12 protein-coding genes and 2 tRNA genes are annotated in these 12,033 nt (G+C 47.1%); 6 read left to right on the forward strand and 8 right to left on the reverse strand.

Features of this window, described 5'->3' with window-relative positions; genetic code table 11:
- Positions 1 to 88: 88 nt before the first annotated feature.
- From CVV44_00740 to CVV44_00765, 6 genes are all read right to left on the reverse strand, one after another.
- Complete coding sequence (locus tag CVV44_00740) at positions 89 to 832, reverse strand: hypothetical protein (GenBank protein ID PKL41197.1); 744 nt, start codon at positions 830 to 832, stop codon at positions 89 to 91.
- Between the two features lie 28 nt (positions 833 to 860).
- A complete protein-coding gene (locus CVV44_00745; GenBank protein PKL41198.1) occupies positions 861 to 1,535 on the reverse strand; it encodes a hypothetical protein in 675 nt (224 codons plus the stop codon).
- 113 nt (positions 1,536 to 1,648) lie between these two features.
- Positions 1,649 to 2,395 carry an SAM-dependent methyltransferase gene (locus CVV44_00750; protein ID PKL41199.1) on the reverse strand — a complete coding sequence of 249 codons (747 nt, stop codon included), beginning with the start codon at positions 2,393 to 2,395 and terminating at the stop codon, positions 1,649 to 1,651.
- Positions 2,334 to 3,578 (reverse strand): glycosyltransferase family 1 protein, encoded by a 1,245-nt coding sequence (locus CVV44_00755; GenBank protein PKL41200.1) that lies wholly within the window; start codon positions 3,576 to 3,578, stop codon positions 2,334 to 2,336. The genes CVV44_00750 and CVV44_00755 overlap by 62 nt, the downstream gene beginning before the upstream one ends.
- Positions 3,575 to 4,816 carry a hypothetical protein gene (locus tag CVV44_00760; protein PKL41201.1) on the reverse strand — a complete coding sequence of 414 codons (1,242 nt, stop codon included), beginning with the start codon at positions 4,814 to 4,816 and terminating at the stop codon, positions 3,575 to 3,577. Before CVV44_00760 ends, CVV44_00755 begins: the two co-directional genes overlap by 4 nt.
- Positions 4,817 to 4,833: 17 nt before the next feature.
- Positions 4,834 to 5,286 carry a hypothetical protein gene (locus CVV44_00765; protein ID PKL41202.1) on the reverse strand — a complete coding sequence of 151 codons (453 nt, stop codon included), beginning with the start codon at positions 5,284 to 5,286 and terminating at the stop codon, positions 4,834 to 4,836.
- A 371-nt stretch (positions 5,287 to 5,657) separates the two neighbouring features.
- Between CVV44_00765 and CVV44_00770 the strand changes: the two genes are divergently transcribed.
- Genes CVV44_00770 through CVV44_00780 form a run of 3 tightly spaced genes read left to right on the forward strand, consistent with a single transcriptional unit; the run spans position 5,658 to position 7,201 of the window.
- A complete protein-coding gene (locus CVV44_00770; protein ID PKL41203.1) occupies positions 5,658 to 5,996 on the forward strand; it encodes a hypothetical protein in 339 nt (112 codons plus the stop codon).
- A 37-nt stretch (positions 5,997 to 6,033) separates the two neighbouring features.
- Positions 6,034 to 6,570 (forward strand): aminoacyl-tRNA hydrolase, encoded by a 537-nt coding sequence (locus CVV44_00775; protein ID PKL41204.1) that lies wholly within the window; start codon positions 6,034 to 6,036, stop codon positions 6,568 to 6,570.
- 34 nt (positions 6,571 to 6,604) lie between these two features.
- Positions 6,605 to 7,201 carry a hypothetical protein gene (locus CVV44_00780; GenBank protein ID PKL41205.1) on the forward strand — a complete coding sequence of 199 codons (597 nt, stop codon included), beginning with the start codon at positions 6,605 to 6,607 and terminating at the stop codon, positions 7,199 to 7,201.
- Positions 7,202 to 7,208: 7 nt separating this feature from the next.
- Here CVV44_00780 and CVV44_00785 read toward each other — a convergent pair whose 3' ends face one another.
- Both CVV44_00785 and CVV44_00790 read right to left on the reverse strand, forming a co-directional pair.
- Positions 7,209 to 9,101: a hypothetical protein gene (locus CVV44_00785; GenBank protein ID PKL41206.1), complete on the reverse strand. Its 1,893-nt coding sequence runs from the start codon at positions 9,099 to 9,101 to the stop codon at positions 7,209 to 7,211.
- Positions 9,102 to 9,352: 251 nt separating this feature from the next.
- Complete coding sequence (locus tag CVV44_00790; GenBank protein PKL41207.1) at positions 9,353 to 10,183, reverse strand: hypothetical protein; 831 nt, start codon at positions 10,181 to 10,183, stop codon at positions 9,353 to 9,355.
- A 279-nt stretch (positions 10,184 to 10,462) separates the two neighbouring features.
- Here CVV44_00790 and CVV44_00795 point away from each other — a divergent pair, with 279 nt between their 5' ends.
- The 3 genes from CVV44_00795 to CVV44_00805 all read left to right on the forward strand — a co-directional run bounded on the left by CVV44_00795 (position 10,463) and on the right by CVV44_00805 (position 12,027).
- Positions 10,463 to 11,731: an adenylosuccinate synthase gene (locus CVV44_00795; protein ID PKL41208.1), complete on the forward strand. Its 1,269-nt coding sequence runs from the start codon at positions 10,463 to 10,465 to the stop codon at positions 11,729 to 11,731.
- Between the two features lie 82 nt (positions 11,732 to 11,813).
- Positions 11,814 to 11,886, forward strand: a tRNA-Lys gene (locus CVV44_00800).
- A gap of 68 nt (positions 11,887 to 11,954) precedes the next feature.
- Positions 11,955 to 12,027: transfer RNA gene (locus tag CVV44_00805), tRNA-Glu, on the forward strand.
- Positions 12,028 to 12,033: the final 6 nt, after the last annotated feature.

Genomic DNA, 12,033 nt, shown 5'->3' on the forward strand with positions numbered 1-12,033 from the left:
TTATGGACAGGAAAAATTTTCGCAAGTATTTTTTGGTAAAAGAACATCTGTGTTCATAGCCCTGATGTTCTGGCTGGCGAGGATTATATTAATAATTTAAATATTTATCCATCAGGTAGGCGCGGATTCCTTTAAGGTCATCTTCTGATGGATCATCACAGATGATAAAATCTCCAAGATACATGGAGCAAAACTGAGAATGTGAAAGATCGGAACCAATGTTGATGCCCGTACCGAAACTTGACGAATATGCGGTGTTAAATGTACCCATATTAATGTTATTAATCAGCATCGTTACAAAACTATTATAAACCTGAAATTCGATTACATTATATCCGGAGATAGCATAAGCAAAAGTACAATCCATGAAGGTTATATCCGCGCCGTTATTTACCATGTATGGAGATCCTGATAGTGAATGGAAAATATAACTGTTCGTAAGATCACCCGCAGCTATAAATACAGTATAATTCATTGGATCAATGCTGATTTTTGAAGGAGTGTACATGGCAGAATTTGAACCGGCGAAATATATCATGTCGTTATTATTATAATAATTGTCATTTTTTACAACTGAGTTATAAACAGGGCCATTATAATAAAAATAATTAATCAATTTTATCTTGTTTTTAGAACCGTCTTCCCATGTATATACCGTATAAGTAACTGGATCATATTCAATTCCCCTGCCCGCATCGAGCCAGAACTCTACGGACTCATAATCACCGGGCACGGTATAGAGCAAATCGCCATCGCCGAAGGCGCAGCCCAGGGATGAGAAGAGAATCAGTGAAATGATATATATTATGCCGTGTTTGAATTTTATTTTCATAATGTCACTCTATCCTGAATTTTTTCCATTACCTGGCCCAGGTGATATACGTTGCTCCCAGGTAGCATTGCATACCCTCTACATTGGCTTTACTGTCACCCACGGGAGTATATCCGTAATCTACCTCCAGAAAGAGCCCCCATTTTTTTGCCAGGGCCATTTCAAAACCGGTCCCTGCCACGGCCCCCAGTGAAAAGAGATTTTTATTTTTCCCATATGAGCCGTCATCCTGGCGGTACCGTGTGGCGCTGAAAAGAAAGCGCGGTGCCATGGAAATATAATAGGACCAGTCAGTCCCCAGGAAACTGAAGTTTACCTTGGCCCGCGCACCGGCATCGAGGCCCGGCATGAACAGGTGGTGCTGCTGGATGCCCACATCCATGGGATCTATATTATCCTCTTTAACTTCGAAGTGCCTGAAGGAAAATCTGCCATAAAGGTCAAGGCCGAACCTGGACCGGTGCAATCGCTTATAATTATAGTCGACGAGCAGACCCTGTCCAGGACCGTAATGGTCATCCATATCTTTATCGTCGAGGAAAGCAACGCCCAGGCCGGTCCGTATCAGGGGTGCATAATACTTTTCCTTCATAGGCGGTCTGAAATTGTCCCAGTATGACTGGGCAAAGACAATGCCGGGCGAGAGGAACAGAATAGTCAGCAGGAGCAGCGCGGCATATGCGGTTTTCCGTGTCATATTCATGAAAAAAGCCCCCTTTTATGTAAAGATCGGCACGACGCGCCGACCTGCATAACATTATACTATCGTAATTCTCAAGATGCAATAGTTTTTTCGGATTCAGGGAGCGGAGAAAGCTACTTTTTCCAGGCGTAGATAACCAGACTTTTGGGGAAAAAGAAGTTAAAAAAACCTTCGGTTTTACGCCAGAACTTTGAATAGAGGCCATAATGAAGAAATTTATGATAGGCCTTTGTGATGGGATGGTCGCTCCAGTGGAGTCCCACGACGGAACGGATCATCCACCAGATGGTATGATAGGCATGCTTGAAACCGATGGCATAGACTTCCAGGCCGCATTCCCGCATGATGGCCGCAAGCTCCCCGGGCATGTACCGCCGCACATGGCCTCCCGGTGAGGTGTAATATTCATGGGTCAGCAGGTCGTAAATCTGTTCACTAAAAAAGGTGGGGACCGTTATGGCAATTCTGCCGTTCTTTTTCAGGACCCTGGCCAGCTCTTCACAGGCCTTATGATCGTCGTTGACGTGTTCCATAACCTCGGAGCAGATGATGCGGTCAAAGGTATTGTCCTTGAAAGGAAGATTCAGCGCGTCGCCCACGTGGGTCAGGTAACTGGCATTTTTTGCCTTTGCAACGGTTTTTTTCATTTCCACCAGTGAAAAGCGCGTGCGGCGCAGGGATTCGGTGTCGATATCCATGCTCACCACATGGGCACCCCGGGAGATGAACTCCAGGCTGTGACGTCCGAACCCGCAGCCCGCATCCAGGACGATCTGTCCCTCCATGACGGCGAGGCGGTTAAAATCGACGGTAAGCATGTATGACCTCTTCGTATTCCTGTACCATTTCTTTTGCGGCATTTTCCCAGGTGAACATCTCCAGGACGCGTTTGCGGGCCCTTTTCCCCATCTCCTCGCGGATGCGGGGATTTTCGATGAGATAGTCTATGGCCGTTGCCAGGGCCTGGGCGTCACGGGGAGGCACCAGGTAGCCGGTCTTCATATGCTCACCCACCACCTCGGGAAGAGCTCCTCCCGTGGCTGCTATGACGGGAAGCTCGCAGGCCATGGCTTCGGCGGCCGGAAAGCCGAAGCCTTCGTACAGCGAGGGGGATACGGCTATTTCAGTTTCGGAATAGAGCCGGATGAGTTTTTCGATGGGGATTTTCCCCGTAAAGGTGACGCGGTCGTTTATGCCGAAACGGTCGATCCATTTTGGCACATACTTCCTGTTAGGCGCTCCTCCGTCGACGATGGTGAGATGAACGCGGTTCCTGGTCATGCTCAGGGCTTTGAGGAGATACGTAATGCCCTTCTTGCGGTCCTCTACGTTGCCGACGAAGATAATGCTGTTCTTTCTTTTCTTGGCGTTGCGGATGGGATAGAATATGCCGCTGTCCATGCCGTTGTAAACGACCTTGATTTTTTTCAGGGGAACCTTGAAGGCCTTGTTTATTTCGATGGCCGAGTCGTGTGAGACGGTGATGATTTTATCCATTCGGTTTGCCACGTGTTTTTGCATTGCCAGGGGATAATAGAGGACCCGTTTCATCTTGATATTGAAGTCCGAGGGATACTCGAACCAGGTTGTACGGTCGATGGAGAGGGGATGATGAATGGTCGAGACGAAGGGTATCCCCAGGGTTTTTATGAGCAGGAAGCCGAATCCCAGGCACTGGTTGTCATGAATGATGTCGAATTTGTATTTACCATGGAGCTCTTTCAGCTTGGGGAAGGCCCTGAAGGAAAAGGCCTCAATCTCAGGGAACTTGCCGAACTTGGAGGCGATGAATTCATAAAGATTCAGCGGCTGTAGCGTGGCAAAGGGCTTGTGAGGTTTCACAAAGTCATTTTTTTTATTAAAATAATTGTGATTGCTTACATGATGTATATGAACCCCTTCCATGGGAGGAAAGTAGGGAGGGCCCTGGACTACATGGACTTCGTGTCCCTGTTTTACCAGCTCTTTCGCCAGGTACATGACATAGATACCCTGTCCTCCGCAGTAAGGGTTACCCCTGTAAGAGAGAAGACATATTTTCATTTTTTTCTCCTCTGTCCATTAATGACATCGTTATATATTTCCAGTGTATTCCTGGCGGCAACGGGCCAGGCGTAATTCGCTACGGTCCATTTTCTGCCGAATTCGCCCATTTTTTGCCGCCGTTTTTTATCGGCCAAAAGTATCAGGATGGCTTCCTTCAGCGCTGCGGGATCTTTGGGCGGGACCAGGATGCCCGCTTCGGGCGGAACGATCTCCTTTAGCGCCCCCACGGCCGTGGCCACGACGGGAGTCTTGCACGACATGGCCTCGGCTGCCGGAAGACCGAATCCTTCATAAAGGGATGACATGACCACCAGTGTTTTCGTGCTGTAAAGGCTCACCAGGCGTTCGTAGCTCACCTTTCCGGTAAAGGTTACTCTCTTCTCCAGCCCCAGACTCACCACCATGTCCCAGGCTTTTTTCTTGCCTGGAGGGCCTTCGTCCACGATGGTTAAATGGATATGTTCAGGGAGCATTTTCAATGCCTCTAGAAGAAAGATCATGCCTTTTTTATAATCCTCGCCGTTCCCCACGAAGAGCAGTTGATTTTCCTCGCGCGGCTCCCCTGTATTCGTGAAGAGTTCCACATCCATGCCGTTGTATACCACGGATATTTTATCCTTTCTTAAACCGAAGGCGCTGTGCAGTTCATCAACGCCCTTCCGGAAGGATGTTATAACACGGTCAAGACGTTTTATAACGAAGCGCTGCATGATGAGGGGATAAAAAAGAACCGTGGTCAGCTTGTCCCAGAAATTATTATTCATCATAAGATCGGCATCCCTGTCCCTGGTGAGAGGGTGATGGACCGTGGTAATCATGGGAATGCCGTAGCCCTTCATGGGGATCATTCCCCATCCCAGGGTCTGTATATCATGTATCAGATCATACTGTTTGTGTTTTAAAAGGGCTTGCATGGACGAGAAGGCTCTCATGCTGAAGGTCTGCATCTCGGGAAAAACATGGAAACGGCTGAGAAGGTAATCAACAAAATTCCAGGGTGATAACAGCCTTAAGAGTTTGTCATGGGGAAGGCTTTTTGTTTTTACCATCCAGAGATGGAGATTCTCCAGCCGGTATACCGTGGCCCAATCCTCCATGGGGTCGGGATAGGGCGGTCCCACGAGAATGTCTATTTCAACGCCCAGCTTGGACAGTTCTTTGGTGAGATTGTAGAGATATATTCCCTGACCGCCGCAAAAGGGGTTTCCCCGATACAATAAAAATAATACTTTCATCCGGAGATAACATTCTATTATTTGTTATCCGGCAGTGTTGTTCTGGTGGTTATGATGGCGACGCCGACCCAGAATACCGATCCAAGGATTACCAGTGAGATAACCGCGGCGGGAATTGCCAGGGCCCAGTAGCTTTTGATATAAATTCCATAGCCTAACAACACGGCCAGTGCAAGACTTATGACACAGAGTAAAAATGCCTGAATTTTGGAAAAGTCCTTTTTTTCTACTATTTCCGGCATGGGAGGCACCACCTTTATCGTAAGAATCGTTAATCCAATCCATAAACCGGTTCCCAGCAGCGCGTAGGAAACGAGCCCTATTGGAACGGCAATGGTGAAATATGAAAAAGGATACAGTGTCTCAAAACTATAGTCATTGGAAAGTATGAAGGCTGAATAGGAAAACAGCCCTCCCAGAAGTAAAACCACTATGAGAGACAAATATCCCCAAATTTTTCCCCGCGGCATTTGAGTTGACCTTACCTGTTTACAGAACACAACCGGAAATGAGAGACAGCTTCAGAAGTATTCAATCAGCCTGCTTTTTGCTATCTTTGAAGTAGGATGTGTTCATTTAAATTTTATTAATCAAGAATCCGATGTGCTGAAAATTTGTCAACAGTTTTAATCGGGAGATTTGTTTTATTGGACGCTCATTCAATATAGTATCCGGGGCCCTGATTTTTTAGTAAGGAAAAATAATTTGCTTTATTTTTCAAGGAAAACGACCGACAAAGATGATAAGGTAATTGGTGCGCATTAATTATTCTTTCTTGACAATTCCCTGATTTTTGTTGATAATGCTTTCAGAATAATAATCCAGGCAATAAACGGCAGGTATGAAATTACATTCACAATACACGGAAGATTATTTTCTCCTGAAGGTGGAAGGTTCCCTGTCAGTAGAGACCCTGAACACCTTTGAACATGAACTGCTAAATGCCCATAACAAGGGCCTGCATATTATTATTGATTTTTCAAGCCTGGTCTTTATTGACAGCTCATCACTTGGCGTTATTGTTGTCTTTTTCACAAAACAGATTTCAGTGAAAAAACACCTGGTTTTGCTGAATGTCGGCAAGGATATTATGGAAATGTTCGAAATAACAGGGCTTTCCAAGCGTGTTCATATCTTCAGCTCGCTCGATAGGGCCCTGGATTATATACATAAGAATTGACTGCTCATGTTTTTTTCTCTCTGGAGTACATGCAATCATGAAAATTATCGCTTTTCTCGGAAATCCCGGTAAAAAGTATGCCAGGAACCGGCATAATATAGGGTTTATCGTTGGAGAATATTTTGCCCGGCAACATGGCATTTCCTGCGGACAGAAAAAATTCAATGCCCTTTCAGGCAATGGGAAAATTGACGGGGAAGATATCTGTCTCCTCTTTCCCCAGACATATATGAATAAGAGCGGCGAGTCGGTCATACCTGCTCTTAACTATTACGGTCTCGATGTCCATGACCTGGTGGCCGTTCATGATGAAATAGAGTTCAATTTTGGGAGAGTGGAAGTCAAATTTGGCGGGGGGCACAAGGGCCACAACGGGATACGTTCCATAGTACAGTGCGCCGCTTCAGCTGATTTTCATCGTATCCGTTTCGGCGTGGGACGGCCCGAAAATCCCGAGATTCCCGTTGCAGACTATGTCCTCGGTAACTTTCTTCCCGAGGAAATGGTCAGAATAGAAGAATTGCTTCCCCGTATTGACGAAATGCTCATTGATGTGATAAAAAAGCGGGACTGAACAAAAGACTGTCATTAAACAAGGGAGATAGGGTATGAAGACAAGGACTCTTGTGGCGCTTGCTGCCGGTGTGGGGGCATATGTTCTCTGTTCGCGCCTGCTGGTATTTTCCACTGTTCTCTCACTTTTCATAAGCCTGATTATTTTTATCCTGTTCCGGCGCATTCTCTCGTTTGTCATCGACAGGCTGGCTGCCGCGAAGAATACCGTTGATGCCTATCCCAGGGATATCACGAAGGTGGTGGAAGAGGGTGTAGCTAAACTGAAAAACATACGCAACAACACACGGAAGATAGACAACAACACCGTGGCTGAAAAAATCATCGAAATCTGCCGAGTGGGTCTCGACATCTTCGAGAATATAAAGATCCATCCCGAGGATCTGCAGCGGGCAAAACCCTTCATTAATTATTATCTCGATGCCACGGACAAGATCGTATCGCGTTATGTGGAGCTTTCACGCAACAGCAACAACCCGGAAATCAGGGATTCCCTGGACCGGGTCGAGGCAATGCTGGACCAGATACAGGAAACCTATAAAAAACAGCTCCGGTATCTTCTGGAGGATGATGTGCTTGACCTCAATACGGAGATAACGGTTCTTGAGAGAACCATGAAGCTCGAGGGGTGATACGTCCCTATCGTATCTGAAAGATGAATCCCGGTGCACCCGCCTTTGTTTCTTTTCCTTTTCCCGACATATCTATGGCCCTGAGTACGTCTTTTTCAGAGTAAATATCCCTGAGACAGATGGGGCGGCTGAAATCCGCGCCGGGCGGTATTACGACGAGGAAAGGTATGGATCGGCTCCCCATTTTTTCCATGAGTGCCTCGGCTGCCGCATTTTTTACGGTGATATCGGCTATCATAAAGTCGATTCCGCTGTTCCTCACGGCTTCTGCTACGGCCGGCGTATAGAGAGAAACCTTTTCCACGAATTTACAGTTGGGGCACCAGTCTGCAGTGAACTTAACCATGCTGACTCTGCCTGAATCGCGGTTCGTGAGTATTCTTTCTTCGCTGAAGGCTGATGATGATATCTGCGCCGTACCCTCGTCTTTTGTGAGAAATGAAAAGGCGAAGAGATATCCGCCTGCAATTATCGCGATGAGTGCCGCTGTTGAAGCGATTCTTTTCCAGCGGGGCTTGAACAGTGCGCCGAATTTTCCGTACTGCCAGAAGGCCGCAGCCAGGAAGGCCAGGAAGGCCGCCATGGGCAGGTGAAGCGACGAATCAAGGATCGATATGAGATATACGGCAGTGAAGATGAGGAGAAATCCCATGATGTTCTCAAAGGTTCTCATCCATTCCCCCGGTTTCGGGATGAGTTTCAGGAGAGGCGGTCTCACGGTGAGGATGAAATAGGGAAGAGCCATTCCCACACCCACGCTCATGAAGATTATGAATATAATATAAGGCGGCCGGGTCAGAGCCCAGGCCAGTGTGCCGCCCAGGAAGGGACCGCTGCACGGAGTCGCCAACAGGGTGGCCAGCAACCCCTTTATGAACGCGTCGCTGTACCGGTTATCCCTCACCTGTGCAGCTTTGCCGGAGAAAGAGGGTGCCGATATAGTAAAGACCTCAAACATGGACAGGGCCAGTACAAAGACAAAGCCCGTCATGACGATAAGAAACAGCCGGTGCTGAAAAAGCCCGCCCCATCCATAACCGAAAAAAGATGCCAGCAGGGCCAGGGCCAGAAAGCTCGTGAGTATGCCCAGGGAAAAGAGCGAACCCAGCTTTACCAGTTCCTTCCTGCTCTCCCCGGCGTGTTTGACAAAACTCATGATTTTCAGGCTCACCACGGGAAGCACGCAGGGCATAAAGTTGAGGATAAAACCGGCGATGAGGCCGAAGATGATGGCCTGAATCAGTCCTGTTATATTCGAAGACTCAATATAGCGCGGCTCAAAAGTACTGCCTTTTAGGATAGGCCCCGTTTTTTCTGCCGAAGATGCAGTGTCTTTTTTCTGAAGGGTTGCACCGGGAGGAGACGAAGCTGCGAAGAGAGCCGCAAGGGACGTGCTCTGTATGGTGCTCCCATGGCCGGGATCAGTTATGGTGACAGGATATGGCAGTCTCACCTGTTTCGGTATGCATGTCGTGGCTGAGCACAGCAGAGCGTCGAAGGTAATGGCCAGTTCATGGAGACCATTCCGGGCGTTTGTCCCTGCCGTGACAGGGACAAAGATTGTAGTTTCATCTTTGTATATCCAGACAAACTCTTTTTCGTCCGGGGCATTATATTTTTTTGCCTGGAGGAACTGGGGTACACCGAAGGTGAAATTGTCGTTTTTAGCAACAATGATATCTGTGGCCTTTCCTGTTCCGGGTCCTTTAGGGTTGCCGTAAATATGACTCTTGTCAGGCATCTCCACACGAAAAGCAACGAAGGATTTTGATCCCCGCTCAAGGGTCAGGGAATCAGGGAGGGGGTAGACGCGGAATTCCGTATATTTTTCTTTTCCGCATCCCGAAAGGGCAAGCAGGGCAGGGAAAAGAGACGCAATGATGAAGGTTTTTCGGAGCATGAATGTCCTCTTGTTCACAGGTAATTTGCGGCAGACTATTATCCATGACCAACCGCTGAAACAAATCCTTTTTACCGCTTGTTAAGTATGACAGGGTTTCCCCCTGAATGCAAGCTGGAATTGTTGATATTGACACTTCTATTTATTAATTGAACTTTAGAGGTGTTAAAGGATAAGAATATAGTAAAATACTAAACAATAATTGTTTCATTTTTTTGAATTGGGGTGGGATATTTTTAATTATCCCCGTATCATCCTGTTTTTCGGGGAAGATAGCGCAACGGATCGGCCGTTTTTCCGTCATAATCGATTTGAAAGTGTATTTTTCCTGTATCACGGTCCACATATCCCAGGGTTTTTCCCGAGGAGATACGATCCCCTTCCCGGACGGTGATATTCTCCAGGTTGGCATATACGGTAATAAAATTATTGTTGTGCTTGAGGACGATATAGCGGCCATAGCCCCGCATATATCCGATTTTTTCCACGGTTCCTGCAGCCGAAGACATGACCGGCGCGCCGTTTTTCCCCCGTATTACCAGGCCAATGGACTTGACTCCCTCCATGCCGTCGCGGTCATATCGTACGACATGGGCAAGGGGCCACTTAAAAGAAGGGGAAGAGCCCCGGGTTGCTGCCGGAATTGTTTTTGCCGGAGCTTTCCGGCCGGTCCCGGCGGATACTTCTTTTTTAACAGGGATTCGCAGTGTAGACCCAGCCGCTATATGATTACCTGATTTCATATTGTTGGCTTTTTTCAGTGCATCGGTTGAAAGACCATATTTTCCTGCAATACTGTAGAGGGTGTCTCCTTTTTTTACTTTGTATCTGACATACACCGTTGTAGTCGATGAAGGGGATACGGTTTTTTTGACTTTTATGTTTTTTTTCGTGTTTGTGTTACCACTATATTCTCCGCGGATATACTTGTATCTTTTTTGTGAGTAATCCTCGTAGCTTTCCCGGCTTGCATAATATTTTTTCCCGTCATGGTTCTGGGCATAGGCAGATACCGGGGCCGCAAGAAGCCCGGTTAAAATAAAAATCTGCAACCTTAGCGTTACTATCCTGTCTATAAACACGGTTTATGCCATCCACACATCGAAGGCGCTATTTTGCCTTAATCTACCTATCGGGTTCAGGAGCTTTATAGTTTAGCATTAATAAAATTATTTTTTTATATTTTCTGCCCCTGCTCCGGCAGGGGAGAGATTTTATTGAAAAGGAATACACAAAAGGGTATTTTTGTAGAGAAATGAGCTGTGAGCCGATGATCGGGGTGAAAAAGGCTTGTTATTTTTAACTTTTATTTTTTAATGACGGTTTGTTCGCAAAATATTTCAAATAATACAGAGGTAGTGATGAGCTGTTCGGTCGCCATAGGAACGCAATGGGGAGATGAGGGCAAGGCCAAGATGATCGATTATTTCACCAAGGATGCGGATATTGTTGTCCGTTATCAGGGGGGTGCCAATGCCGGTCATACGGTCGTAGTAAACGGAAAAAAATATGTGTTTCATCTCGTTCCATCGGGTATCCTGCATAAGGATAAGCATTGCGTTGTAGGGAACGGCCTGGTGCTGGATCCCGTACAGCTCATGGAGGAAGTGGAGTCGCTCGAACTGGAGGGGCTCGATGCTAAAAAGCGCCTGTTTATTTCCGACGCGGTTCACCTGATCCTTCCCTATCACAAGGCCCTGGATGCGGCCATGGAAGAATTTCGTTCACAGAAAATAGGCACGACCAACCGGGGAATCGGCCCCTGTTATGCCGATAAGTGCCTGCGTACAGGTATCCGCGCCGGCGAAATTTTTGATGAGAATACTTTGAAAGAACGGGTCACCATCGCCCTGAAAATGAAAAATCTCGAACTGGAAAAGGTATACAATAAACCTCCTTTTACGCTGGAAGAGATCATGGATATCCTTACGGTTTTCAGAAAAAAGGCCGGAAAGATGATTATCAACACTCAGAATTATCTGCACCAGTCGCTCAAAGAGAATAAAAAGATACTTCTGGAAGGCGCCCAGGGATATGCCCTTGATATAGATCATGGCACCTATCCCTATGTGACATCATCGAACCCCACAATCGGCGGGGCGCTTCTGGGCACGGGACTCAATTCCTTTCATGTCAACGAGGTGATTGGCATTGCCAAGGCCTATGTGACGCGTGTCGGCGAAGGCCCCTTTCCCACGGAAGACACCGGTAGCGATGGAGACCGGCTCAGAGTAAACGGCAAGGAATTCGGATCCACCACGGGAAGGCCGCGGCGATGCGGCTGGTTTGACGTGGAACTCCTGAAGCAGTCAGCCAGGATAAATGGACTTACCAGCATATCACTCACCAAGCTCGATGTGCTCACCGGTTTCGGGAAAATAAAGGTTGCCGTAGGATATGAAAAAAAAGGCAAAAAAATTGATTATTTTCCCTCGGCAGAACTGGGAACGATAAAACCTGTATATGAAGAGCTTGACGGATGGGAGGAGGATATCGATCGCGTTATGAATTATGAGGATCTTCCTTCAGGAGCCCGCGACTACATTGATTTTCTGGAAAAAGCCGTGGGAGTAAAAATTACTGTTGTATCCGTAGGGCCAGGCAGGGAAAGCACATTTCTGCGGGGCTGACCGGGCACTTTTTTAACAAAAACTTTTATTTTTTATTGACAGTGAAGGCAAGGTTAATATATCGGTATTCCTACGCTTTTGCGAGTCGCTAGCTCAGTTGGTAGAGCAACGGCCTTTTAAGCCGTGGGTCCTGGGTTCGAATCCCAGGCGACTCACAGAGTCTACAGGGTTTTCAGTAATGCATTTGGTTGCTGGCAATTCAATATGATTCAATATATAATTTGTCCCCGTCGTCTAGGGGTCTAGGACACCGGGTTTTCATCCCGGCAACAGGGGTTCGAATCCCCTCGGGGATGCTTAAA

The sequence above is a fragment of the Spirochaetae bacterium HGW-Spirochaetae-1 genome, from assembly GCA_002839375.1.
Taxonomy (GTDB): Bacteria; Spirochaetota; UBA4802; order UBA4802; family UBA5550; genus PGXY01.